The organism is Nocardioides sp., from assembly GCF_050699375.1.
In the GTDB taxonomy this organism is placed as follows: Bacteria; Actinomycetota; Actinomycetes; order Propionibacteriales; family Nocardioidaceae; genus Nocardioides.
Map to the genome: position 1 here is coordinate 32326 of NZ_JBOHDN010000153.1, position 22904 is coordinate 55229.

The window sequence follows — 22904 nt, forward strand, 5'->3', positions numbered from 1 at the left end:
TTCCCCGAGGATCGGTTTTCACCCACTCTTACAGACATTCCCAACGAACAGCGGTCATACGCGGGCGAGTGCCGCGATGCGTACCTGCTCGGCCTTGTCGGTGACCTTCGACCGCGGCCGGCCGGTCTCCTTGCCCGACTCGCGCTCGTGGGTGTCCAGCGTGTCCCAGCCGGTGTGGTCGACGACGGTCACGCCGCGCTCGGAGAGGAGGGCGTCCAGGGTCTCGCCGGTCGGGTCGGCGAGGGATCCGGCGGCGTAGTCGTCGAGGAGGGTGCGTACGGTCTCGGCGGCGCAGGCCCGGTTGGTGCCGATCACGCCGGTGGGACCGCGCTTGGCCCAGCCCGCGGTGTAGGTGGCATCGGCGCCGATCACCCGGCCGGCCTCGTGCGGGAAGCGACCGGTGGCCTCCTCGGCGGGGACCCCGTCGACGGCGGCCGAGCGGTAGCCGGTGGCGCGGACGACCAGCCCGGCGTCGATCTCCTCGCCGGAGGCGAAGCGGATCCCCGAGACGGAGTCGTCGCCGAGGATCTCGCCCGGTGTCAGACCGAACCGGAGGACCAGCCGCTTCGCGGCGTCCGTACGCGGCCGGGCGGCCAGGTCACGGAGCAGGGCCGCCTTCTGGAGGGCGGCGAAGGTGGCGGCATCGCGCTCGACCACGTCCTCCTCGTTCGGCAGATCGGCCAGATCGGCCTCGTCGACCAGGACGTCGATCGAGGGGTCATCGGCGAGGGCCCGGAGCTCCGGGCTGGTGAAGGCGGCGTGCTCCGCGCCTCGGCGGGCGGTGACGACGACCTCGCGGATGCCGCTGGCGGCCAGCTCCGCCAAGGCGTAGTCGGCCAGGTCGGAGGAGGTCAGCGTGGCCTCGTCGGCCAGCAGGAGCCGGGCCAGGTCGAGGGCGACGTTGCCGTTGCCGATCACGACGGCACGCTCGTGGGCGAGCGGGAAGGTCAGCTCGGCGCGGTCGGGGTGGCCGTTGTACCAGCCCACGAGCTCAGCCGCCGAGGTCGAGCCCGGCAGGTCCTCCCCTGGCAGGCTGAGGCTCCGGCCTTCACCGGCGCCGGTGGTGTAGACGACCGCGTGATGGGCGGCGAGGAGCTCGGCGTGGGTGACGTCTCGCCCGACCGCGACGTTGTAGCGGGTGCTCACCCGGCGGTGACGAGCCGTCTTCGCGAACCCCGAGACGACCTCCTTGGTGTCGAGGTGGTCGGGCGCGACGCCGTAGCGGACCAGGCCGTAGGGCGTCGCGAGCCGGTCGATGACGGTGATCTCGACGTCACATCGGCGGGTGGTGGCGAGCTCGTCGGCGACGTACCAGCCCGCCGGGCCGGCGCCGACCACGGCGACCTTCAGCGGGCCGCTGCCGGTGATCTTGGCGCCCTTCGGGGGCGCGGGAAGGGGCTCCTCCGGCTCGCCGACGAACTCGAAGAACGCGGCGTTGATACCGGTGTAGGGCGCGAAGACGTCCGGGACCTCGTCGTCGGGGTAGATCGCGTTGACCGGGCAGGCGTCCTCGCACGCCCCGCAGTCGATGCACTCGTCGGGATGGACGTAGAGCATCTCGGCGGCGGCGAAGCCCGGCTCGTCGGCCGCCGGGTGGATGCAGTCGACCGGGCAGACGTCCACACAGGAGGTGTCGTTGCAGCAGGACTGGGTGATCACGTACGTCATGGGTGTTGCGCCTTCCGCTGAGCCTTCTCCTGAGCTTTCCTCCGTGCCTTCCCGATCGTCTCCTCGACGACCGTGTTCATCCTGGCACCGTTGGGCCACCCCGCGTAGTGACTCAGGAAGACCACGATCTCGCGCAGCTCCTCCTCGGAGAGCTCGCCGTTGGCGTACGCCGCGGGGATCTGGATCCCGAGGACGTCGGCGGCCCCCTGGCCGGCGAGCAGGCCGATCAGCAGGAGCCGGCGGTCGCGGGTGGTCAGGCCGGGGCGCTGCCAGATGTCACCGAAGAGGTGGTCGGCGGTGTAGCCGAAGAAGTCGCCCTCGCCATCGGCCATGTCGAAGCCGTAGACCTCCTCCATCTTGCGCAGGCCCTTGGCGCGCTGCTCGGGCAGGTCAGCGAACTTGTCGGTGCCCTCACTCATGTGTCCAGTACTCATCTTTCCGTGTTCCTTGTTCAGTCCTTGGGGAGCCCGAGGCCGGGCGCCAATTGGTCGAGGGCGAGCCGGGCGAGCGGCACTTCGACGCCGAGCTCGTCGGCGAGCGCGATCGCGAAGCCGAGATCCTTCTCCCCCAGCGCGACCACATGGCCGAAGACGCCGTGCCAGAAGTCGTCGGGGGCGATCGGCGCGGTGGTGTCGCGGTGCATGATCGCGCCCGGGCCTCCGGTGATCGCGTCGGTGTGGCGTACGACGTCGCCGAGCACCACCAGGTCGAGCCCGGCCGCCTCGGCGAGGCGCTGGGCCTCGGTGGCGGCGGTGAAGGAGGCGAAGTGGAGCAGGTTGCGGGCCAGCTTGAACCTGGTCCCGGCACCGACCGGGCCGGCATGGACCACCTTGGAGCCCATCGCGGTCAGGACCGGTCCCGCGGCTGCGTACGCCTCAGGGGTTCCGCCCACGAGGATCGCCAGGGTGCCTTCGGCGGCTCCCATCGGGCCGCCGGAGACGGGGGCGTCGAGCACGTCCACCCCGTGCGGCTCGGCGATGGCCGCCAGCTCCGCGGGCGTGTCCGGCGCGACCGTGGAGTGCACCAGGACGGTCAGTCGGCCTCCCGTTGGCCGGCGGGCCGCCAGGACCTCGGAGAGGACCTGGCGCACCTGATCGTCGTCGCGCACCATCACGCTGAGCACCTCGACGGACGCTGCCAGCTCCGCGACCGACGCAGACGCCTTCGCGCCCGCGGCGCACAGCTCCTCGACGGGCTCCGGCACGACGTCGTAGACCGACACCTCGATGCCGTCCGTGCCGGCAAGCTGCAGCGCCATCGGCCTGCCGATGTTGCCGAGTCCGACAAAGCCTGCGCGCGTCACAGCCGGTTCCTCCGCCGGTCGAGTGGCCGCAGTGGTCGTGTGGTGATCAAAGCCGGAACGTCCCGCCACCGTCGACGGCGATGATCTGGCCCGAGATCCACGACGACTCCTCGGAGAGCAGGAACTTCGCGGTTCCGACCATGTCCTCGGTGGTACCGAGCCGCTTGATCGCCATCGACTTCGTCATCTCCTTGGCCGCATCACCGGCCTGCGTCCGGGTCGCCTCCGTGTCCGTCGGCCCCGGCGCGATCGCGTTGACCCGGATGTTCATCCCGCCGAGCTCGTGGGCGAGCTGCTGGGTCAGCCCGTTGATGCCAACCTTGGCCAGGCCGTAGAAGCCGGAGTAGAGGTAAGCGGCGGTCGAGGACTGGTTGACGATCGCCCCGCCGCCCCGCTTCCGCATCGCCGGGTAGACCGCGCGGGTCATCACCAGGGCACCGTTGAGGTTCACGCTCATGAACCTCTCGTAGTAGTCCCAGTCCACCGTGATCAGCAGGTCGAAGGCCATGTCACCGTAGATCGCGGCGTTGTTGATGAGCCCGTCGATCCCGCCGTACGTCCTCGTCGTCGCCTCCACCAACGCCGCCGCCGACTCATGCGAGGAGACGTCACAGGCCACGTACGTCGCGGCTCCCCCGGCAGCCTCGATCTCCTTCGCCACCCGCTCCCCCTTCTCCTCGTTCAGATCGGCGACCACGACGGCAGCCCCCTCAGCAGCCAACCCCTTCGCGTACGCCTCCCCGATCCCCTGCGCCGCCCCCGTCACGACGATCACCTTGTCCCTGAACCTCATCCCCTACCCCTCTCTCCTAACCCTCTTCTGATGCCGAGTCGGCGCAACTGCCCCAAGATCCGGCGTCGAGTCGGCGCGTCTGCCCCAGATTTCGGTGCCGAGTCGGCGCGTCTGTCCCAACCCCATCCCACCCCCGCGGGCGCCGTGGGGCAGTTGCGCCGACTCGACGCGAATTCCTGGGACAGTGGCGCCGACTCGGCATCGAAATCTGGGACATTTGCGCCGACTCGACGGGATTTCTTGGGACAGTTGCGCCGGGTCGGCATCATGTTGGCTCTGCGATCAGTTTTGTCTCGAGGTACTCCTCGAAGCCTTCGACGCCCATCTCCCGGCCGAGGCCGGAGTGCTTGTAGCCGCCGAAGGGGGCGTCGGGGCCGAACCACTGGCCGCCGTTGACGCCGATGGTGCCGGTGCGGATCCGGGCGGCGACGGACTTGGCGCGAGCCAGGGAGCCGGACTCGACCGAGCCGGAGAGGCCGTAGGGCGAGTCGTTGGCAATGCGTACGGCGTCGTCGTCCCCGTCGTGCGGGATGACCGTGAGCACCGGGCCGAAGATCTCCTCGCGGGCCACGCGGGCGGTGTTGTCGAGGCCGGCGATGACGGTGGGTTCGATCCAGAAGCCAGCGGCGAGGTCGCCGTCCTGGACCGCTGAGGAGCCGCCTAGGGCGAACCGTCCGCCCTCCTCCTTCGCGAGCCTCAGATAGCCCAGGATCCGGTCCCGCTGGACGGCGGAGATCACCGGGCCGCAGATCGTGCCGGCATCGGCCGGATCGCCCGCGCCGAGAGAGGCCATCGTCGCCGCAGCCGCCTCGACGGCCGCGTCATAGGACGCGCGAGGCACCAGCAGCCGAGTGGTCAGAGCACAGCCCTGCCCGGCGTGAACAGCAACCGAGAAGGCTGCCATCGAGGCGGCCGAGGCGACGTCGGCGTCATCGAGGACGATCGCGGCGGACTTGCCGCCGAGCTCGAGAAAGACCTTCTTCAGGCTGGGCGCCGCGGCCGCCATGATCGCCCGACCGGTGGCCGTCGAGCCGGTGAAGGAGACCAGGTCGACCCGTGGGTCCTCGGCCAGCTTCGCGGCTACCTGGTTGTCGCGTGGAGTGACGACGTTGAACACACCCGGCGGCATGTCGGTGTGCTGGGCCGCCAGCCGCCCCAGCTCCGCGGCCAACCACGGCGTGTCCGGGGCGGGCTTGAGGATCACCGTGTTGCCCGCCGCCAGGGCGGGGCCGATCTTGGCCAGGTTGATCTGGTTGGGGAAGTTCCACGGCGTGATCGCCGCGACGACCCCGACGGCCTCGCGCCGCACCGTACGCCGCGAGGAGATGCCCATGATGACTCCGATGCCGAGATCCCGTTCCCACTCGTAGGACTCGGCCAGGTCGATCGTCCACCTCAACGTCTCGACCGGGGTGTCGAACTGCGGCCCCGCCACCAGGAACGAGGGCGCCCCCGCCTCGGCGGTCGTCAGCTCGCGCAGCGCGTCAGCGTTGTCCAGGATCGCCTGGTGCAGCTGGCGCAGGCACCGGATCCGCAGCGCCAGGTCGGTCGACCAGTCGGTCTCGTCGAACGCCTTGCGTGCGGCGGCGATGGCGGCGTCCATGTCCTCCTCTGTGGAGTCGGGAGCGCGCCCGATCTCGGCTCCGGTGGCCGGGTTGAGGATCGCGTACGTCTCACCGGAGCCGGCCGCGCCGAGCTTCCCGTCGACCAGCTGCTGAGGAACCGGACAGCCAGGAACCCGCCTCATCGCTCCCCCTCCCCCGTCGAGTCGGCTCGTCCTGACGTGAGATCGCGTCGAGTCGGCTCGTCAGAACGAGCCGGCTCGGCGACGGATTCGGTCAGGACGAGCCGACTCGGCTTCTGCTGGGTCACATGGACGCCTGCGGCGACCGGCGGGGGCCAGACGGTGCTCGGCAGGTCGGCGCGCCGATAGTGGCCGGGCTGCTCGATGCCGTTCAGCGACATCCGGTCGAGCAGGCCCTGCGGCGCCTTCTTCGCCTTGACGATGTCGAGGAACGTGGTCGCGGTCGAGCCGAGGTCGAACCAGTCCCGCTGCCAGGCGAACTCCAGCCCGTCGCCGTCGGGCCGCGACGCGACCCCGAACCAGGAGCCACCGATCCCGAGGATCTCGTACTCCTCACCGGTCGCGTCGTCGGTGATCCCGGCCCGCTGGCGCCAGAAGCCGATCACCATCGCGTTGATGTCGTCGATGACCGTCGCCTGGTAGTCGTAGTGCCAGCCCTCGAGCCCGGCCATCTCGGTGCCGAGCGCCCACTCGCGGATCTGCTCGCGACCGACAGCCATGAAGTGTTCGTCGGGGGTGTACATCCAGCCGTACGTCGCGTCCTCGGCATACACGTCGGCCAGCGGCGACCAGTCGCGGTCGGCCTCCGCCTGCCGGTTGAGGTCGAGCCAGTGGGCCCAGAACCCCTCGATCTCGGCGCGGTCCATTCAGTCCTCCCTATTGATTGTCTCGGGCTCCGCTTCGACCAAGGTCAGAGCGAAAGCAGGGCAGTACCTCACGGCCGCACGCGCGGCGGGAAGCTGCTCCTCGGACGGTTCGGCGATGCGTACGACGACCTGGTAGCCGTCGTCGTCGAAAGCGAAGAGCTCCGGGGCCTCGACGAGGCACTCCTGGTGGCCCTGGCAGAGCCCCAGGTCAGCGGCGAGTCTCACGAGGAGCCACCTCGCTGCGGCCGCCGCCGGTAGCGGACCTTGCACGGCTGCTCGAGCTGGATGACCATCTTGGTGAAGTCGTCGGCGTACGACTCCAGCGGCTGTGCCGCCTCGAACGAGTAGTCGCGCAGGATGACCGAGAAGATCGCCTTCATCTGCATCATCGCGAACGCGTTGCCGACGCAGCGGTGCTTGCCGGCGCCGAACGGGATCCAGGTCCAGCGGTTCTGCATGTCCTCCTGACGCGGGTCGATGTAGCGGCTCGGATCGAAGGACGCATGCCTAGGGAAGTCGGCCTCGATCCGGTTGGAGACCCGTGGCGAGGCAGCGAGCAGAGTCCCGGCCGGGATCGTCTCGCCGAGCAGCTCGAAGTCCTCGCGCACCAGCCGCATCAAGATGATCAGCGGCGGGTGCAGCCGCAGCGTCTCCTTCAGCGCCGCCTCGAGCACCGGGATGGAGCGCAGCGCCTGGAAGGAGACATCGCTGCCGTCGGCGTAGAGCTCGTCGAGCTCGGCGACCACATCAGACATCACCGACGGGTTGCGCAGCAGCTCGATCATCGCCCAGGACGCGGTGCCGGAGGAGGTGTGGTGCCCGGCGAACATCATCGAGATGAAGATCCCGGTGATGGTGTCGGTGTCCATGTCGATCGAGATCAGCACGTCGAGCAGGTCGCGCTCCTCGCGCGGGACGCTGCCCCCGTTCGCCTTGGCTCGCGCGACCCGTTTGTCGATGATCCCCTGCACCAGCTCGACCAGCCTCTCCCGAGCGGCGTCGCGCATCCGGAAGCTCTCGATGTCCGCGTACGCGTCGACGTAGGCGATCGCGTCGGTCCCGTGCTCCAGCTCGTGATAGTGCCGGGCGAAGGACGAGTCGAGCTCTTCGCGGAACGGCTTCCCGATCAGGCACGACGAGGTGGTGTAGATGGTCAGCTCGGCGAAGAAGTCGAGCAGGTCGACCTCCCCCTCCTCACCCCAGTCGGCGATCATCCGGCGGATCTCGGCCTTGATCGTCTGCGCATGCCCGCGCATCATGTCGCCGCGCAGCGCCTGGTTCTTCAGCATCTGCTGCCGCTCCTCCGCAGAGGCGTCGAATACGACGCCCTTGCCGAAGATCGGCGTCATGAACGGATAGGCAGCCGCCTGGTCGAGCACGTCGTCGGGCGCCCGGAAGAACGCCTCGTTGGCCTCGGCCCCGGTGACCAGGACGACATCCTTGTCAGCGAGGCGGAAGCGACCGAGGTCGCCGCACTCCTCGCGCACCCGGGTGAACAGCGAGATCGGGTCGACCCGCATCTCGGGCAGGTGCCCGGTGCCGCGGATGATCTCGGGGACGCTCGGGTCCTGGTCGTCCAGGACGGTGGAGACGGTAGGGATCGTCATCGTGCCTCCTGCACAGGCGCTTCGGGGTCGACGTCGATGGTGCTGATGTGGACCCCGCGTCTGGCGGTCACGATCGTCGCGATCGCGTCGGCCAGCGCCCGGGCCTTGAGGAAGTGCGGGTGCCGGGCGAGACCCCACCTGACCCACTGCTCCAGGACGAAGCCGCCGAGCTCGCCGGGCCACTCGTTGCCGATGTCGGAGTGGGTGGGACCGGGCCGCACGATCGATGCCCTGACACCGGTGCCCTCGAGCTCCATCCGGAGTGCGTTGACCATGCCTTCGAGGCCCCATTTGGAGGCTGCGTACGCTCCCATGAACGGTCGCGGCCGCAGGGCCACGTCGGAGGAGACGAAGACGAGGTCCCCGCGCTGCCTCTCGACCATCCCCGGGCCGAAGGCACGGATCATCCGGTGCGCGCCGAGCAGGTTGATGTCGACCTGGCCGGCGAAGGTCTCCGTGGGGACATCGACGGTCGCGCCCGGGTGGGTGACGCCGGCGTTGCTGACCACGACCTCGATCTCGCCCAGGTCCGCGGTCGCCTTCGCCGCGAACTCGGCGACGGACTCGTCCGAGGTCACGTCGAGCGGGTGCGCGACCGCCTCTCCCCCGTCGGCGCGGATCGCGGCCGCGATCTCCTCGACCCGGTCGAGTCGCCGGGCGCCGAGCGCGACCGGGAAACCGGCCGTCGCCAACGCCTTCGCGGTCTCCGCGCCGATCCCGGAGGAAGCGCCGGTGATCACCGCCGGGCGTCGGTCCGGCTGTGCGTACTTGCTCATCGTCCGGCCCTCCTGGTGAACGTGACGGGCAGCTCGGCGAACCCGCGCACGCTCGTGGAATGCACGCGGACGGCGCGGTCGGCGTGGACCTCGAACCCGGACGTACGCCGCACCAGCTCCTCCAGCACAACCCGGGACTCGAGCCGGGCGAGGTTGGCGCCGAGGCAGAAGTGGCGGCCGACGCCGAAGCTCATGCTCTTCGCGAGCTCCTCGGGTGAGCGGTGGACGTCGAAGACGGTGGGCGCGGTGAAGACCCGCTCGTCCCGGTTGGCCGAGCCGATCAGGACGAGCAGCTTGGCACCGGCCGGGACGATCTGGCCGTGCAGCTCGATGTCGTCGGCGACACAGCGAGCCAACATCTGGGTCGAGGTGTCGTGGCGCAGCGTCTCCTCGATCCATGACCCGACGAGGTCGGTTCCGGTGAACACGTCCTTCATCTGGGACGGGTTCGCACCGAGATGGAGGAGTGCGTTGCCGAGCAGCTTGGTGGTGGTCTCGTTGCCGGCCACGACCATCAGGATCAGGAACGCGATGATCTCGTGGTCCCGGAGACGGTCGCCGTCGACCTCGGCCTGGATGAGAGCCGAGGTGAGGTCGTCGTTCGGGCGCTTCCGTCGCTCGGCGACCATCGTCGTGTAGTAGCCGATCAGCTCCAGCGCGGCCGCCATCCCGGCCTCGGGCACGTCGCGGACGCCGTCCTCCCGATGCACCATCAGGTCTGCCAGCCGCCGCACCTCGTCGCGGTCCGCGTCGGCGACGCCGATCATCTGCGAGATGACGTCCATCGGAAGCTTCCCGGCGAGCTCGGCGATCCAGTCGGCCTCCCCCCTGTCCTCGTTCACGGCGAGCAGGCCGTCGAGGTATCGGTCGGTCAGCGCCTGCACCCCAGGGGCGAGCTCGCGGACCCGGCGAGGCGTGAAGCCGGCCGAGACCAGCTTGCGCAGCCTGGTCTGCTCCTTCCCGTCCAGCGCCAGGAACGACATCACCCGGTGGGCGTCCTGGTTCCAGGCGCTCGCGTCGAGCGAGACGCCCATCCGGTTGGAGAAGGCGGAGTCGTTCTTCATCGCGGCGTGCACGTCCGCATGGCGCGAGAGCGCCCAAAAGTCGTCGGAGGCGTTGCGGTAGAGCGGCGCCTCCTCCCGCAGCCGCGCGTAAACCGGGTAAGGGTCCTCGTGGAAGTCGTAGTCGTAGGGATCGAAGATCTCGGTGGTGGTGCTGGTCATCTCACTCCATCTCGACAGGCTCGATACATCGCATCATCCGACGATCACTGCGACGACCGGCGCGAGCCGGTCGGCCATCTCGTCGTAGGTCATCAGGCCCATCCCCGCCTGCAGCAGCGCTCCGGAGAAGGCGAGCAGCAGGGCTTCACGTACGGCGTCCTCAGCCCCCTCCCCCAGCGCCGAGTCGAACCGCGCCGCGAACTCCGCGCCGATCCGCAGCCGCAGCCGCTCGACACCGGAGTCGCTGCCCAGCAGCGCCGGCGTGACCGCCGCCGCGAGCGCCGGCTCCTGTGCGATCCGGGTCGTCAGTCCGCGTACGGCCGCCTGCACCCGCTCCGCACGGGACCCGGGGGCATCGACCGCCGGTGTCTCGGCGAGGTGTCGCCAGAAGAGCTCCACGAAGAGGTGGTTCCTGGAGGCGAGGTAGGTGTAGGCGGTCGCCGAGGAGACTCCGGCGCGCAGCGCCACGCCGCGGACCGTCAGGGCCTCGTGTCCGACGGCCCGCAGCTCTTCCGCGCCGGCGGCCAGAAGCCTGTCGACCGTACGCGCCTGGCGGCCGTCGCGACCGCAGCGGCTCGTGTCGTACGTCTGACTGGACATGTGTCCAACTTAGAACGTGTTCTATCTTCTCGCAAGGACTTTCTGGAACACGTTTCAGGCACCGGGCGGAAGGCTGGCGAAGTCGGGCTCTCGCCCCTCGGCGAAGGCCACCAGTGCCTCGACGTTCGCCGGAGCACCCATCAGCTCGGCGAACTTGGCGTTCTCCAGCTCCCGCGCGGCAGCGATGCCGGGGCGCAGGGGCGCGGTCATGGTCTCCTTGACCGCGACCAGGCTGCTGATCGGGCGCGCGGCAAGGGTGGCGGCGTGGCTCCGGGCCGTCGCGAGCAGCTCGTCCGGCCCGGTGACCCGCCAGACCAGACCCATCTCGCGCGCCTCCTCGGCACTGATCCATTCCGCCGACAACAGCATCCAGGCGGCGTTCTGGCGCCCAACGAGCCGCGGCATCAGGAAGCTGGAGGCCGCCTCGGGAGCCACCCCGAGGGTGGTGAACGGGGTCTTGAACCTCGCCCCGGTCGAGGCGAACGCCAGGTCCGCGAAGCCGATGAGCGTGACCCCGATGCCGAGGCCGAGCCCGTTGACCGCGACGACCAGTGGCTTCGAGAACGAGGCCAGCGAGTCGACCAGCCCCACGAACCCGTGTGACGCACCGGCATCGTCGGCACCGGCAGCGGTCTGCTTCATCTCGACGAGGTCCGTGCCCGCGGAGAAGGCTCGCCCGGTGCCGGTCAGCAGTACGACGGCGACGCCAGGGTCCTCGTCGGCCTCGCGCAGCGCCTCGGCGAGCGCGACGTAGAGCTCCTGGTTGAACGCGTTGAGCTGGTCCGGGCGGTTGAGGGTCAGCGTACGGACGCGGTCGCGGTCCTCACTCAGCAGCAGGTCGGACATGTCCACCCCTCCAGCACGCCACGACGATGCGGTCGGCTTCCATGTCACTTCTCCCTGCTCGTCGCCTCTGATCGCCGCCGGCCTCGAACTCCGGCGACCCCTTCCCCAAAGACTAGAACACGTTCTAATGTTGTGCCATGCGTCACGGGATCGTTCTGTTCACCTCGGACCGCGGCATCGCGCCCGCCGAGCTCGCCTCAGCCGCCGAAGAGCGCGGTTTCGACACGTTCTACGTGCCCGAGCACACCCATATCCCGGTGCGCCGTGACGCCCTGCACCCCACCGGCGGCACCGAGCTCCCCGACGACCGCTACCTGCGTACGCTCGACCCCTGGGTCACGCTCGGGACGTGCGCCGCGGTGACCTCTAGGATCGGGCTCTCCACGGCCGTCGCGCTGCCGGTCGAGTCCGACCCGATCACGCTCGCCAAGACGATCGCGACGCTCGACCATCTCTCCGGCGGACGGGTCTCGCTGGGCGTCGGCTTCGGCTGGAACACCGACGAGCTCGCCGACCACGGCATCCCGGGCGACCGCAAGCGGACCGCGTTGAAGGAGTATCTCGAGGCGATGCGGGCGCTGTGGACCGAGGAGGAGGCGTCCTACCGTGGGGAGTTCGTCGACTTCGGTCCGTCCTGGGCCTACCCGAAGCCACCCCAGGGCCGGATCCCGACCATCGTCGGCGCCGGCGGCGGCCCCAAGACGCTGCGCTGGATCGCCCGGAACGCCGAGGGCTGGATGTCGACCCCGACCGAGGACGGCATCGGCGACAAGGTGAAGACGCTGCAGGACGAGTGGGAGTCGGCCGGGCGCGAGGGCAAGCCCGAGGTGCGGGTGCTGGTCGCCAAGCGGCCGACGCCGGAGGACCTCATCGAGTGGGCGGTCGCCGACGAGCTGATCTGGGGCGTTCCCGACTCCGAGCCGGATGCCGTGCTCACCTATCTCGACAAGCTCGCCGGACGGCTCGAGCTCGGCTGATCAGGCGAGCCGCTCACGCAGGCTGATCAGCCCAACTGCGTCCGCAGGAAGGCGACGATCCGGTCCAGGCCACCTCGCGAGGCCGGCGAGATGCCCGGCAGGGTGAGATAGGCATGGGTCGCCGTCACCGGGCAGTGCACGGCGACCTCCACCCCAGCCGTACGCAGCGCCGCGGCGTAGCGCTCGGCCTGCGGGCGCAGCGGGTCGAACCGCGCCGTGAGGACCAGGGCGGGCGGCAGGCCCACATGGGAGGCGGCTCGCAACGGCGAGGCCGGCCACTCCCGGGCAAGCGAGTCGTCGCCGCCGAGGTAGGTCTCCACGACTCCGCCGAGCCCCGGGCCACGCAGGTCGACGAGGTCGACGAGCGGGTAGACGAGGACCTGGGCGCGGAGCCGCGGCCCGCCCTCGTCGCGTGCACGCAGAGCGACGGCCGCCGCCAACGTACCCCCGGCGCTGTCACCCAGCACCGCGATCCGGTCGGCGTCGGCGCCGAGGCCATCGGCGTTCGCCACGGCCCATCGCAGCACGGCCCAGCAGTCCTCGACGGCGGCCGGATACGGGTGCTCCGGCGCGAGCCGGTAGGCGGGAGCGACCACCACGGCGCCCGTGCGGGCGGCGATCCGCCCGGTCATCCAGCGGGACTGTTCGGGCGATCCCCAGCACCACCCGCCGCCGTGGAAGGCGAGCACGATCGGTCGCGCCGAGTCCGTGCGGGCTCGCGGGAGGTGGACACGGAGCCGGACCTCCCCCGCCCACGCCTCGCGCACCTCGACCCCAGGATCGTCCGAACCGAAGACCCAGGTCAGGTAGCGGTTCGCCAGCAGCCGTGCCCTCCGCCGGCGGAGCTCGAGCATCCCGTCCACACCGCGATCCTGCCCCCGGACGACGATCCCGTCATGACCTTCGGCCGACCGACGGCCGAACGTCACGCCACAGCTGGCGCCTAGACCACCCCACATAGAACACGTTCTACTATGATCGAGGGATGGGAGACATCAGCGAGATCGAGCAGCTCAAGTACCGCTACGTACGCCTCCTCGACACCAAGCAGTGGGACGAGTTCGCGACCTGCTTCAGCGACGACGCCACCGCCGACTACGCCGGTCTCTCCTTCGCCTCGCCGAAGGAACTGGTCGACTACATGCGCACCAACCTGGCCGCCGAGATCATCACGATGCACCACCTCCACCATCCCGAGATCGCGGTCGACGGAGACCGGGCCACGGGGCGCTGGTATCTCTACGACAAGGTCTTCGCCCCGGCCTTCGACTTCGCCCTCGAGGGTGCCGCCTTCTACGAGGACCACTACGTCCGTACGTCCCAGGGCTGGCGCATCGCCCACACCGGCTACCAGCGCACCTGGGAGCTCACGACCAGCCTGAAGGATCTCCCCAGCGCACGCTTCACCGGGCCCGGCGGACCGGCCACCCACGCCTGAGACGCGCACGCCGGGAACCGGCTAGGTTCGACAGCATGCGAATCGTGTTCGGTGCCGACGACGAGAACGAGACCACCCGAGCCGTGCTCGCGGCCCTGCGGCAGCGCGGTGAGGTCGAGGTCCTGGCCGACGATTCCTGGCCCGACCTAGGCGCCGGGGTCGGCAAGGCGGTCGTCGAAGGCCGCGCCGAGGTAGGCGTGGTGATGTGCTGGACCGGCACCGGCACGGCGATCGCCGCCAACAAGATCCCTGGCGTACGCGCCGCCCTCGCGTGGGAGCCCTGGATCGCCCGCGGCGCACGGCTGTGGAACGACGCCAACGTGCTCGCGATGAGCCTCAAGCGCCTCTCCCCCGACGTCGCCGTCGAGGTGACCCACGCGTTCCTCGACGAGACCGGGACCGACCCCGACGAGGCAGCGGCGATCGACCGGCTCAACCAGTTCTGAGGCCTGGCAGACTCGGCTCATGAGCGATGCACCAGAGGTCAGCGCCCTCGCGATCAACGTCAACATCCCCACCGAGCTCCGCTGGACCGACGTACGCCGCGAGGAGGAGTTCACACTGATGACCCTCAACGTACGGCTGCTGCCCGACGGCAGGCTCGCCGCGAAGGCCTACGGACGGCCGACGGCGGGAGGCCGCGGGGCGTACGTCTCCTTCCCGGTCCCCGACCGGCCCGAGATCGTGGACCTGGTGAACACGGCCGCCGCCCGCGCGGGGCAGCTGTGGGCGGCAAACAGCGGCATCGACGGTTGAGGAAGCGTCAACCCAGCTCGCGGTAGTCGCTCCTGAAGAAGAGCAGCGGCTCGGAGGCGGAGCCCTCCTCGAGCCCGAGGACGCGGCCGACGACGAGGTAGTGGTCGCCCTCCTCGTGGACCGCGTGGACGGCACAGTCGAGGTAGCCGACGGCGCCATCGAGGTGCGGGTCGCCGTGGTGGGCCGAGGGGGTCCAGGCGATGTCGGCGTACTTGTCCGCGGCGCGCGAGGCGAACTGGTTGGAGACCGCCTCCTGGCCCGCGGCCAAGATGTTGACCGAGAAGTGTCCGGCGCGACGGATCCGGGCCCAGGCGCGCGAGGACTTGGTCGGCGCGAACAGGATCAGCGGTGGCCGCAGCGACACCGAGGAGAACGACTGACAGGTCATCCCGACCGGTCCGTCCGCGGTCTGGGCGGAGATCACGGTCACTCCTGAGGCGAACCGGCCCAGCACCGTACGGAACAGCGCGTCCGCCTCGGCGTCGGCAGGGGTCTCCGGAGGCGACGGTGGCGCCTCGAAGTCGAAGCGACCATGGAAGGACTCGATCAGCTCCGGATGCGGCCAGCTCTCAGCGGCATCGGGAGACATTCCGTCTGGCACCTCTATACGCATACCCGATCACTGGCCTACGCCGAAGTCGTGGCCCCAGTAGGAGACCGCAGTGGACTCCCGCGCGACCCACCTGTGGTCGTCGACCTGCAGTCCCTCGGTGCCGAACTCGATGTCGAAACCGCCCGGCGACTTCACGTAGAAGGAGACCATCTCGTCGTTCATGTGACGCCCGAGCGTCGCGGAAAGCTTGGCGCCGTGCTTCTTGACCCGCTCCAGCGCCCGGCCGACGTCGTCGAGCTTGTCGACCTCGAGCATGATGTGGACGCACTTGGAGTCGTTGGGGAACGGCAGGAACGCCAGCGAGTGGTGACGCGGGTTGATCCCGAGGAACCGCAGCCAGATCTTCGTGCCGGGCTCCTTGCCGGCGAACTCGCCGGGCATGCTCATCGAGTCACGTAGCCGGAACCCGAGCGTGTCCCGGTAGAACTCCAGGGCCTCGACGTCGTCGCTGACCGGGATCACCACATGGCCCATCCCCTGATCACCGGTGACGAAGGTGTGGCCGTACGTCGAGACCGCCGGGCGGCGCTCGTAGGTGATGCCGTGGAAGAGCTCGAAGACGTTGTCGAAGGGGTCGCGGAAGCGGAGCATCTCCTGCACGCGGCGCTCAGCGAGCTCCTCGGGCGTGCCCTCCTCGACCTGAACGCCGGACTTCTCCAGGTGCTCGCGCGCCTGGGCCAGCGCGGTGTGATCGGCGACCTCCCAGCCCACACAGCCGAGCTGGTCGACCTCGCCGGGCTCGATCACGAGCCGCGCCGAGACCTCGTCGATGCGGTAGTAGAGATGCTCCGGATTCGGGCCCTTGGCGGTCACCAGCCCGAGGACCTTCTCCGCGAACGTACGCCACGCCTCCAGGTCGGTGCTGGTGACGCGTACGTAGCCCATGGACTTGATGTCGATCGTCATGACTTCTCCTTGGGAGTACGTTCGCGGTGCCCCTTCAGGCTGTGCCTTTTCAGAAACGTGACCGCGACCTCGCGGAACTCGTCGGCCGCCTCGATCTGTGCCCAGTGCCCACAGCGCGGAAAGACATGCAGCTGCGCCTTGGGGATCAGCTTCAGAGCGGGGAACGCGCCGTCGAGCGGGTTGACCCGGTCCTCGCGTCCCCAGGTGAGCAACGTGTGATGACGCAGCCGGTGCGCCTCGCGCCACAGCATGCCGTCCTCGGCCGTCTCGGGGTTGTAGAACGACCAGCCCATCGAAGCCATCGCCTCACGCGCACCGGGTGCGGTCGCGTCGGCGAACCGCTGCTCGACCAGCTCGTCGGTGACCAGCTTCTGGTTGACGACCATGGTCGAGATGAACGCCCTCAGCGACTCACGAGTGGGGTCGCCGGAGAAGTCCATCAGGCGTTGTACGCCCTCGGTGGGGTCGGCGTGGAACAGGTTGAGCGAGAGCCCGCCCGGCCCCATCAGCACCAGCCGGCCCACCCGGTCGGGATAGGTCAGCGCGATCCGCATCGCCGTCCCGCCTCCGAGCGAGTTGCCCAGCAGGTGCACCTTCTCGATGCCCAGCTTGTCGAGGAGCGCGATCACCGCGTCGCCGGCGAAGCGGTAGTAGTTGCCCACCACCTCCGGCTTGTCGGAGGCGCCGAAGCCCGGCTGGTCGACCAGGATCGTGCGGAAGTCGGCTGCGAAGCCCTCCAGCGCCGAGCCGAAGTTGGACCACGACGAGGCCCCGGGACCCCCGCCGTGAAGCATCACCAGGGGGTGCTGGTCAGCTTCGACTCGCGCCTGGCTGAACGCCAAGTCGTAGTAGCGCAGCGAGATCTCGCCGGCCGCCTCGGTCTTGATCGTGACGTCGTGGGCGACGTCGTCCTTGGCGAGAGCCATCAGTACATCCCCGGGTCGACCTTGTGCCCGAACTCGGAGGCGCCGTACATCTGCAGCGCCCGCTCGGGGTCGTTGGCGGCGTGGACACGTCCCGCGTGGGCGTCGCGCCACGCCCGCTGCAGCGGGGTGCCGTTGGCCAGAGCCCGGCCGCCGGAGGCCTCGAAGAGAAGGTCGATCGCGTCGATCGCCCGCTGGGTGCCGAGGACCTGGTCGCGGCGGATCCGGAGCCGCTGGGTGATCGGGATCTTCTCGCCGTTCGCGACCAGGGCCTGCTGCTCGCGGATGTTGCTCATCAGCAGCGCCCAGGCGGCGTCGATGTCGGAGGAGGCCGTCGCCACACGCACCGCGGCGAACGGGTCCAACGACGCCTTCTCCCCGTAGGAGGCGCGCACCCGGTTCTGCTGCATGGTCACGTGCTCGTCGTACGCGCCCCGGGCCATCCCGATGATCGGTGTGGTGATCGTGGTGGTGAACAGCGAGTGGAACTGCAGCTTGTAGAGGTCGCTGGTGTTGACCGCCTGACCTGGCCCCTTGCAGCGCCCGGTCTCGGCCATCGAGAGCGTGAAGGTCTCCGGGACGAAGACGTCCTCGACCACGATGTCGTTGGAGCCGGTGCCGGCCAGACCGACGACGTTCCACACGTCGACGATCTCGTAGCGCTCGCGCGGCACCAGGAACGTACGGAAGTCGACCACCTGACCCTCGTCGTTGAAGACGAGGCCGCCGAGCAGCACCCAGCTGGCGTGCGCGCAGCCCGAGGAGAACGACCAACGACCGGAGAGGTTGAAGCCGCCCTCGGTGAGCGCCGCCTTACCCACCGGGGCGTAGGACGAGGAGACCCTGGTGTCGGGGTCCTCGCCCCACACCGCCTGCTGCGCCTCGTCGTCGAAGAGCGCGATCTGCCAGGGGTGCACGCCCAGGACGCTCGAGACCCAGCCGGTCGAGCCGCAGGCCGAGGCGATGTCGCGTACGCAGGTGTAGAAGTCGACGGGGTCGGCCTCCAGACCGCCGAAACGGGCCGGCTGCAGCAGCTTGAAGAAGCCGACCTCCTCCAGCTCCTTGACGCTCGACTCGGGCACCACCCGAAGGCGTTCGGTCTCCTCGGCGCGTTCGCGGATGGTGGGCAGCAGGTCCTGCACCCCGTCCTTGACGGCCTGTGTGTCCTTGTGGGCGCGCTGTGTCACTTCGCTCACCGCTCTGCCTTCCTGCATGGTGTCCCCAGATGTTCTCGGGCGGCGCGCATCGGACGCTGCCTATGAACCAATACTAGAACACGTTTCAGTTTTGTCGAGTCCTCGGGCATGTTTCACTCACATTCGTCTATGGTAGAACGTGTTTCAGTTCTGGGACAACGAGGTTGAGGGAGCACCATGGGAATGAGCGACGATGCGGAGCAGCCGGGGAGCGAAGCGCCCGGCGGCGACCAGACCTACGACGTCGTCGTCGTAGGAGCCGGTGGTGCCGGGATGACCGCCGCGCTCGCGGCCGCCCGCCGCCACGGGCTCGAGACCGTCATCATCGAGAAGAGCGCCTACTTCGGCGGATCGACCTCCCGATCCGGCGGCGGTGTCTGGATCCCGGGCAACCATGCCCTCGAGGCGGCGCACCAGAAGGACACCCCCGAGGCGGCCAGCCTCTACCTGGAGTCGATCGTGGGCGATGTCGTGCCGGCCGAGCGCCGCGAGACCTTCCTCGCACGCGGCCCCGAGGTGCTCTCCTTCGTCACCGGGTCCACACCGACCCGCTTCAGATGGGTTCCGGACTACGCCGACTACCACCCCGAGGCGCCCGGAGGCCGCGGCGCCGGACGCTCGGTCGAACCGGTCCCGCTCGATGCGCGGGTGATCGGCGAGGAGCTGAAGCGGCTGCACCCGCCCTATACGAAGTCGCCGGCCAACATGGTCGTCACCCAGGCCGACTTCCGCAAGATCAGCCTCGGGATGCGCACCCTCAAGGGCCCCATCACGATGGTCAAGATCGCGGTGGCGAGGATCCTCGCCGGTCTGCTCGGAAAGAAGATGTACGCCATGGGCGCGGCGCTCGCCATCGGACTGCGCAAGGGGCTGCACGACGTCGGCGTCCCGATCCGCTACGAGACCGAGCTCGTCGGCCTGGTCACCGAGGGCGGCCGGGTCGTCGGCGTCGAGGTACGCCGCGGCGAGGACGGTCCGACCGAGGTGATCCAGGCGCGCCGCGGGGTGATCCTGGGCTCGGGTGGGTTCGAGCGCAACCTGGAGATGCGGGAGAAGTACCTGCCCGCGCCGACCTCGGTCGAGTGGACCACCGGCGCCGCCACGAACACCGGCGGCGGGATCCTCGCCGGGATCGCCGCCGGCGCGGACACCGACCTGATGGACGAGTCGTGGTGGGGTCCGACGATCCCGTTCCCGGGTCGGCCGTGGTTCGCGCTCGCCGAGCGCAACCTGCCGGGCTCGATCATCGTCAACAGCGCGGGCAAGCGCTTCATGAACGAGGCGCTCCCCTACGTCGAGGCCGTCCACGAGATCTACAAGGGCGAACGGACGGGTGTCTCGCACGTCCCGGCCTGGCTGGTCTTCGACCAGCGCTACCGCAGCCGCTACATCTTCGCCGGCCTCGGGCCCGGCCAGCCGTTCCCGGGCCGCTGGCTCAAGAGCGGGGTGGTCGTGAAGGCCTCCTCGGTCGAGGCGCTCGCCGAGAAGATCGAGGTGCCCGCGGACGGTCTGCGCGAGACGCTGACGCGTTTCAACGGGTTCGCCGAGTCCGGTGTCGACGAGGACTTCCATCGGGGCGAGTCGACCTACGACAAGTACTACTCCGACCCGACCGTCAAGCCGAACTGCTCGCTCAACGTCATCGACCAGGCGCCCTTCTACGCGGTCAAGATGGCCCCCGGCGACCTCGGCACCAAGGGTGGGCTGGTCACCGACAAGCGAGCCCGCGTCCTGCGGCCCGGCGGCTCCGTCATCGAGGGCCTCTACGCCGCCGGCAACGTCTCCTCGGCGGTCATGGGCCGCACCTACGCCGGCCCCGGCGCCACCATCGGACCGGCTCTCGTCTTCGGCTATCTCGCCGCCGAGGACTGCGCCACCTCCCTCAAAGAGCTCGACGACGAGTCCGTGCCAACCAACGAGAAGGGGAACTGATGCCCATCGATCCCGCCAAGGCGATCGGCGCCTCGCTGCCGTCCCAGTCGTTCTCGTGGAGCTCGTCCGACGTGCTCCTCTACCACCTCGGCATCGGCGCCGGCTCCCGGCCAGGCGACGCGACCGACCCCGCCGCTCTTCGCTACACCCTGGATTCCGAGGCGCTCACGGTGCTGCCGTCCTTCGGCGTCGTGGCGCCGACCTTCCACGTCACCGAGCCGCCCTCTCTCGACCTGCCGGGCTGCGACATCGACCTCGCCTCGGTGCTCCACGGCTCCCAGGAGATCCACGTCGACGGCCCGATCCCCACCTCTGGCGACGCCGTCGTCTCGACCGGGATCGTGGAGGTCTGGGACAAGGGCAAGGCCGCCGTCATCGTCCAGGAGGGTGTCGCCACGACCCCGTCCGGCGACCCCCTGTGGACGGTCCGGAGCTCGATCTTCGTACGCGGGGAGGGCGGCTTCGGGGGCGAGCGCGGGCCGTCGACGTCGCTGCCGGTTCCCGACCGCGCGCCCGATGCTGTGGCTGCGTACGACGTCACGGAGCAGCAGGCGCTGCTCTACCGGCTGTGCGGTGACCGCAACCCGCTGCACGCCGACCCGGAGTTCGCCGCGCAGGCCGGCTTTCCCAAGCCGATCCTGCACGGGCTGTGCTCCTACGGCATCGTGCTGCGCGAGGCGACCGCCCTCCTCCTGGACGGGGACGCGACCCGGGTCGCCGGGTTCGGTGCCCGGTTCGCCGGGATCGTCTTCCCTGGCGAGACGATCTCGATCGAGGCCTGGGACGAAACTGGTCAAGAAGCCGGGAAGATCCTGATCAGAGCCACGATCTCGTCGGCCGACGAAGCTCGCGACGGCGCCCCGGTCCTCGCCGACTGCTACCTGGAGGCGACCGAAGCGAGGAGGTGCGATGAGCCGCGCGAGCTGTAACACGCTGTTCGTAGGACTACTCGCCCTATCAGAACGACCGGATAGTCCTACGAACGACGTGTTACACGGGAGGATGGCATGAGCGGAACGACACTCCCCGACGTACTCTCGCCCGCCGACGTCGAGGAGCGCTTCGGCGGCTGGACGGAGCAGACCGATGTGATCGTGGTCGGCTTCGGCGTGGCCGGCGGCGCCGCGGCGCTGGAGGCGGCCCGGGCCGGAGCCCGCACGATCCTCTTGGAGCGCGCGGCCGAGCCCGGCGGCACCTCGGCGATGGCCGGCGGTCACTTCTACCTCGGCGGCGGCACGGCGGTGCAGAAGGCGACCGGGATCGAGGACTCGGCCGAGGAGATGTTCAAGTACATCCGTGCGGTGAGCAAGGAGCCCGAGGAGGACAAGATCCGGGCCTACTGCGAGGACTCGGTTGAGCACTTCGACTGGCTCGAGGGCCTCGGTTTCGAGTTCGAGCGCACCTTCTGGCCCGGCAAGGCCGTCATCCAGCCCGGCACCGAAGGACTGATGTACACCGGGAACGAGAAGGTCCACCCGTTCCGCGACATCGCGGTCCCGGCGCCGCGCGGACACAAGGTGCCGGTCCCCGGTGACACCGGCGGCGCCAAGCTGGTCGTCGACCGGATGGCGGACCGGCTGGCCGAGACCTCGGCGACGGTGCGCTACGAGACCGGCGCCACCAACCTGGTCGTGGAGTCGGGCAAGGTCGTCGGCCTGGCCTGGCGCCGCTTCGAGGAGCGGGGCGCGATCCGCGCCGACGCGGTCATCGTCGCCGCCGGTGGCTTCGTCGGTAACGCCGACATGGTCACCGAGCACACGCCGCGGCTCGGCGAGAAGCTCTTCCCGCTGGCCTCCACCTACGACGACGGCCTCGGGCTGCGCCTGGGCGCCTCGGCGGGCGGGCAGTGGCGGTTCATGGACGAGCCGTTCCAGACCGCTCCGTTCTACCCACCCTCGATCCTGCTGACCGGGATCATCGTCAACAAGCACGGCAAGCGGTTCGTGCCCGAGGACTCCTACCACGCGCGTACGGCGGCCTTCGTCATGGAGCAACCGGACTCGGCGGCGTACCTGATCGTCGACTCCTTGCACATCGAGCACCCGCAGATGCCGCTGTGCCCGTTCATCGACGGCTGGGAGACGGTCGAGGAGATGGCCGCCGGGCTCGGGGTCCCCTTCGACACGCTGAACCAGACGCTGACCTCCTACAACACCCACGCCGCCACCGGTGAGGACCCGGAGCTCCACAAGGCATCGGAGTGGACCGAGGCCCAGGGCACCGGCCCGTGGGGCGCCTACGACCTCTCCCTGGGCAAGGCGATGTACGCCGGGTTCACCATGGGTGGTCTGGCCACCACGATCGAGGGCGAGGTACGCCGCGGGGACGGCTCCGTGATCGAAGGCCTCTACGCCGCCGGCGCCTGTGCGGCGAACCTCGCCCAGGACGCCAAGGGGTACGCCTCGGGGATGCAGCTCGGAGACGGGTCGTACTTCGGGCGCCGCGCCGGCCGGCATGCGGCCGGGGCGAGGTGATCTGCCCCACGATTCCGTCCGGCTGCGCGGGGGCGCCTCGTGGCCCCGGCGGCGGCCCGGTAAAGTTTGGATTGTCTCGCGAGCGGCAGACTGTTGCCATATCACATATCGCTCGATAGATAAATGGCCCGGAGTAAAATCGGGACTTTGGGCCCTACGCGGTCCCGACGACGTCTGGTTACGTATACGCGACGCCACGGGCTCAGGTCATCGTCTCAGTTCGGCATGGACGCCCCGGAGAACACCGGGACCGCCAGCCGGGTCGCCGGTTCCTGGCATTCCCGAAGCGTCCGCAGGCCATCGATCCCCGCTCGACGCCTGTCGCCGAACTAGCCGAGAGGAATCCCCATGTTCGACTTCCGGAGCCCGGTCGCCCTCATGGTCATCGCGTCCCTGGTTGTCATCACGCTCGTGGTGGTCGG

General features: G+C 69.5%; 24 protein-coding genes. 7 read left to right on the forward strand and 17 right to left on the reverse strand.

Annotation, left to right across the window (positions count from 1 at the left end):
* Positions 1–54 precede the first annotated feature (54 nt).
* The 12 genes from ACRDPS_RS11310 to ACRDPS_RS11365 form a co-directional block, all read right to left on the reverse strand.
* Positions 55–1668, reverse strand: a complete 1614-nt coding sequence (locus ACRDPS_RS11310; protein ID WP_431501734.1) for an FAD-dependent oxidoreductase — start codon at positions 1666–1668, stop codon at positions 55–57.
* Complete coding sequence (locus ACRDPS_RS11315; RefSeq protein ID WP_431501735.1) at positions 1665–2102, reverse strand: carboxymuconolactone decarboxylase family protein; 438 nt, start codon at positions 2100–2102, stop codon at positions 1665–1667. Before ACRDPS_RS11315 ends, ACRDPS_RS11310 begins: the two co-directional genes overlap by 4 nt.
* A 17-nt stretch (positions 2103–2119) precedes the next feature.
* The gene (locus tag ACRDPS_RS11320; RefSeq protein ID WP_431501736.1) at positions 2120–3040 is read right to left on the reverse strand and encodes an NAD(P)-dependent oxidoreductase; all 921 of its coding nucleotides are present in this window, start codon (positions 3038–3040) and stop codon (positions 2120–2122) included.
* The gene (locus ACRDPS_RS11325) at positions 3018–3764 is read right to left on the reverse strand and encodes an SDR family oxidoreductase (protein WP_431501737.1); all 747 of its coding nucleotides are present in this window, start codon (positions 3762–3764) and stop codon (positions 3018–3020) included. The genes ACRDPS_RS11320 and ACRDPS_RS11325 overlap by 23 nt, the downstream gene beginning before the upstream one ends.
* Before the next feature lie 265 nt (positions 3765–4029).
* The gene (locus ACRDPS_RS11330; protein ID WP_431501738.1) at positions 4030–5511 is read right to left on the reverse strand and encodes an aldehyde dehydrogenase; all 1482 of its coding nucleotides are present in this window, start codon (positions 5509–5511) and stop codon (positions 4030–4032) included.
* A complete protein-coding gene (locus ACRDPS_RS11335) occupies positions 5508–6215 on the reverse strand; it encodes a hypothetical protein (protein WP_431501739.1) in 708 nt (235 codons plus the stop codon). Before ACRDPS_RS11335 ends, ACRDPS_RS11330 begins: the two co-directional genes overlap by 4 nt.
* Positions 6216–6440 (reverse strand): ferredoxin, encoded by a 225-nt coding sequence (locus ACRDPS_RS11340; protein ID WP_431501740.1) that lies wholly within the window; start codon positions 6438–6440, stop codon positions 6216–6218.
* The gene (locus ACRDPS_RS11345; protein WP_431501741.1) at positions 6437–7822 is read right to left on the reverse strand and encodes a cytochrome P450; all 1386 of its coding nucleotides are present in this window, start codon (positions 7820–7822) and stop codon (positions 6437–6439) included. The genes ACRDPS_RS11340 and ACRDPS_RS11345 overlap by 4 nt, the downstream gene beginning before the upstream one ends.
* Positions 7819–8598, reverse strand: coding sequence for an SDR family oxidoreductase (locus ACRDPS_RS11350; RefSeq protein ID WP_431501742.1), 780 nt, complete (start codon positions 8596–8598; stop codon positions 7819–7821). Before ACRDPS_RS11350 ends, ACRDPS_RS11345 begins: the two co-directional genes overlap by 4 nt.
* Complete coding sequence (locus ACRDPS_RS11355; RefSeq protein WP_431501743.1) at positions 8595–9821, reverse strand: cytochrome P450; 1227 nt, start codon at positions 9819–9821, stop codon at positions 8595–8597. The genes ACRDPS_RS11350 and ACRDPS_RS11355 overlap by 4 nt, the downstream gene beginning before the upstream one ends.
* 33 nt (positions 9822–9854) lie before the next feature.
* Positions 9855–10421: a TetR/AcrR family transcriptional regulator gene (locus ACRDPS_RS11360; protein WP_431501744.1), complete on the reverse strand. Its 567-nt coding sequence runs from the start codon at positions 10419–10421 to the stop codon at positions 9855–9857.
* A gap of 54 nt (positions 10422–10475) precedes the next feature.
* Positions 10476–11267 carry an enoyl-CoA hydratase/isomerase family protein gene (locus tag ACRDPS_RS11365; RefSeq protein WP_431501745.1) on the reverse strand — a complete coding sequence of 264 codons (792 nt, stop codon included), beginning with the start codon at positions 11265–11267 and terminating at the stop codon, positions 10476–10478.
* A 137-nt stretch (positions 11268–11404) separates the two neighbouring features.
* Between ACRDPS_RS11365 and ACRDPS_RS11370 the strand changes: the two genes are divergently transcribed.
* Positions 11405–12244: an LLM class F420-dependent oxidoreductase gene (locus ACRDPS_RS11370; protein WP_431501746.1), complete on the forward strand. Its 840-nt coding sequence runs from the start codon at positions 11405–11407 to the stop codon at positions 12242–12244.
* Positions 12245–12270: 26 nt separating this feature from the next.
* Here the strand turns inward: ACRDPS_RS11370 and ACRDPS_RS11375 are convergent, their stop codons facing one another.
* Entirely contained in the window at positions 12271–13098 is an 828-nt protein-coding gene (locus ACRDPS_RS11375; protein ID WP_431501767.1) for an alpha/beta hydrolase, read from the reverse strand.
* Between the two features lie 131 nt (positions 13099–13229).
* Here ACRDPS_RS11375 and ACRDPS_RS11380 point away from each other — a divergent pair, with 131 nt between their 5' ends.
* The 3 genes from ACRDPS_RS11380 to ACRDPS_RS11390 are packed head-to-tail and all read left to right on the forward strand — an operon-like array spanning position 13230 to position 14438.
* On the forward strand, positions 13230–13682 hold the full coding sequence (locus ACRDPS_RS11380) for a nuclear transport factor 2 family protein (protein ID WP_431501747.1): 453 nt from the start codon (positions 13230–13232) through the stop codon (positions 13680–13682).
* 35 nt (positions 13683–13717) lie between these two features.
* Entirely contained in the window at positions 13718–14128 is a 411-nt protein-coding gene (locus ACRDPS_RS11385) for an RpiB/LacA/LacB family sugar-phosphate isomerase (protein ID WP_431501748.1), read from the forward strand.
* A gap of 19 nt (positions 14129–14147) precedes the next feature.
* Positions 14148–14438, forward strand: a complete 291-nt coding sequence (locus tag ACRDPS_RS11390; protein WP_431501749.1) for a hypothetical protein — start codon at positions 14148–14150, stop codon at positions 14436–14438.
* Positions 14439–14445: 7 nt separating this feature from the next.
* Here ACRDPS_RS11390 and ACRDPS_RS11395 read toward each other — a convergent pair whose 3' ends face one another.
* From ACRDPS_RS11395 to hsaA, 4 genes are read right to left on the reverse strand one after another with little or no spacing between them, the layout of a single operon-like run.
* Positions 14446–15027: a flavin reductase family protein gene (locus tag ACRDPS_RS11395; RefSeq protein WP_431501750.1), complete on the reverse strand. Its 582-nt coding sequence runs from the start codon at positions 15025–15027 to the stop codon at positions 14446–14448.
* Between the two features lie 30 nt (positions 15028–15057).
* Positions 15058–15957, reverse strand: coding sequence for an iron-dependent extradiol dioxygenase HsaC (hsaC, locus tag ACRDPS_RS11400; RefSeq protein WP_431501751.1), 900 nt, complete (start codon positions 15955–15957; stop codon positions 15058–15060).
* Positions 15954–16883 (reverse strand): 4,5:9,10-diseco-3-hydroxy-5,9,17-trioxoandrosta-1(10),2-diene-4-oate hydrolase, encoded by a 930-nt coding sequence (hsaD, locus tag ACRDPS_RS11405; RefSeq protein WP_431501752.1) that lies wholly within the window; start codon positions 16881–16883, stop codon positions 15954–15956. The genes hsaC and hsaD overlap by 4 nt, the downstream gene beginning before the upstream one ends.
* Positions 16883–18076 (reverse strand): 3-hydroxy-9,10-secoandrosta-1,3,5(10)-triene-9,17-dione monooxygenase oxygenase subunit, encoded by a 1194-nt coding sequence (hsaA, locus tag ACRDPS_RS11410; protein ID WP_431501753.1) that lies wholly within the window; start codon positions 18074–18076, stop codon positions 16883–16885. Before hsaA ends, hsaD begins: the two co-directional genes overlap by 1 nt.
* A gap of 183 nt (positions 18077–18259) precedes the next feature.
* Here hsaA and kstD point away from each other — a divergent pair, with 183 nt between their 5' ends.
* From kstD to ACRDPS_RS11425, 3 genes are all read left to right on the forward strand, one after another.
* Entirely contained in the window at positions 18260–20008 is a 1749-nt protein-coding gene (gene kstD, locus ACRDPS_RS11415; protein WP_431501754.1) for a 3-oxosteroid 1-dehydrogenase, read from the forward strand.
* The gene (locus ACRDPS_RS11420) at positions 20008–20937 is read left to right on the forward strand and encodes a MaoC/PaaZ C-terminal domain-containing protein (RefSeq protein WP_431501755.1); all 930 of its coding nucleotides are present in this window, start codon (positions 20008–20010) and stop codon (positions 20935–20937) included. Before kstD ends, ACRDPS_RS11420 begins: the two co-directional genes overlap by 1 nt.
* A 78-nt stretch (positions 20938–21015) precedes the next feature.
* On the forward strand, positions 21016–22482 hold the full coding sequence (locus ACRDPS_RS11425) for an FAD-binding protein (RefSeq protein WP_431501756.1): 1467 nt from the start codon (positions 21016–21018) through the stop codon (positions 22480–22482).
* The last annotated feature ends 422 nt before the right edge of the window (positions 22483–22904 follow it).

Bases quoted from the DNA above. Each gene is read 5' to 3' on its own strand.
- ACRDPS_RS11330 (WP_431501738.1), bottom strand. From the start codon at position 5,511: ATGAGGCGGGTTCCTGGCTGTCCGGTTCCTCAGCAGCTGGTCGACGGG.
- ACRDPS_RS11350 (WP_431501742.1), bottom strand. From the start codon at position 8,598: ATGAGCAAGTACGCACAGCCGGACCGACGCCCGGCGGTGATCACCGGC.
- ACRDPS_RS11375 (WP_431501767.1), bottom strand. From the start codon at position 13,098: ATGCTCGAGCTCCGCCGGCGGAGGGCACGGCTGCTGGCGAACCGCTAC.
- ACRDPS_RS11360 (WP_431501744.1), bottom strand. From the start codon at position 10,421: ATGTCCAGTCAGACGTACGACACGAGCCGCTGCGGTCGCGACGGCCGC.
- kstD (WP_431501754.1), top strand. From the start codon at position 18,260: ATGAGCGACGATGCGGAGCAGCCGGGGAGCGAAGCGCCCGGCGGCGAC.
- hsaC (WP_431501751.1), bottom strand. From the start codon at position 15,957: ATGACGATCGACATCAAGTCCATGGGCTACGTACGCGTCACCAGCACC.
- ACRDPS_RS11385 (WP_431501748.1), top strand. From the start codon at position 13,718: ATGCGAATCGTGTTCGGTGCCGACGACGAGAACGAGACCACCCGAGCC.
- ACRDPS_RS11370 (WP_431501746.1), top strand. From the start codon at position 11,405: ATGCGTCACGGGATCGTTCTGTTCACCTCGGACCGCGGCATCGCGCCC.
- ACRDPS_RS11315 (WP_431501735.1), bottom strand. From the start codon at position 2,102: ATGAGTACTGGACACATGAGTGAGGGCACCGACAAGTTCGCTGACCTG.
- hsaD (WP_431501752.1), bottom strand. From the start codon at position 16,883: ATGGCTCTCGCCAAGGACGACGTCGCCCACGACGTCACGATCAAGACC.
- ACRDPS_RS11395 (WP_431501750.1), bottom strand. From the start codon at position 15,027: ATGTCTCCCGATGCCGCTGAGAGCTGGCCGCATCCGGAGCTGATCGAG.
- ACRDPS_RS11310 (WP_431501734.1), bottom strand. From the start codon at position 1,668: ATGACGTACGTGATCACCCAGTCCTGCTGCAACGACACCTCCTGTGTG.
- ACRDPS_RS11355 (WP_431501743.1), bottom strand. From the start codon at position 9,821: ATGACCAGCACCACCACCGAGATCTTCGATCCCTACGACTACGACTTC.
- ACRDPS_RS11420 (WP_431501755.1), top strand. From the start codon at position 20,008: ATGCCCATCGATCCCGCCAAGGCGATCGGCGCCTCGCTGCCGTCCCAG.
- ACRDPS_RS11380 (WP_431501747.1), top strand. From the start codon at position 13,230: ATGGGAGACATCAGCGAGATCGAGCAGCTCAAGTACCGCTACGTACGC.
- ACRDPS_RS11365 (WP_431501745.1), bottom strand. From the start codon at position 11,267: ATGTCCGACCTGCTGCTGAGTGAGGACCGCGACCGCGTCCGTACGCTG.
- ACRDPS_RS11390 (WP_431501749.1), top strand. From the start codon at position 14,148: ATGAGCGATGCACCAGAGGTCAGCGCCCTCGCGATCAACGTCAACATC.
- ACRDPS_RS11335 (WP_431501739.1), bottom strand. From the start codon at position 6,215: ATGGACCGCGCCGAGATCGAGGGGTTCTGGGCCCACTGGCTCGACCTC.
- ACRDPS_RS11345 (WP_431501741.1), bottom strand. From the start codon at position 7,822: ATGACGATCCCTACCGTCTCCACCGTCCTGGACGACCAGGACCCGAGC.
- ACRDPS_RS11425 (WP_431501756.1), top strand. From the start codon at position 21,016: ATGAGCGGAACGACACTCCCCGACGTACTCTCGCCCGCCGACGTCGAG.
- ACRDPS_RS11325 (WP_431501737.1), bottom strand. From the start codon at position 3,764: ATGAGGTTCAGGGACAAGGTGATCGTCGTGACGGGGGCGGCGCAGGGG.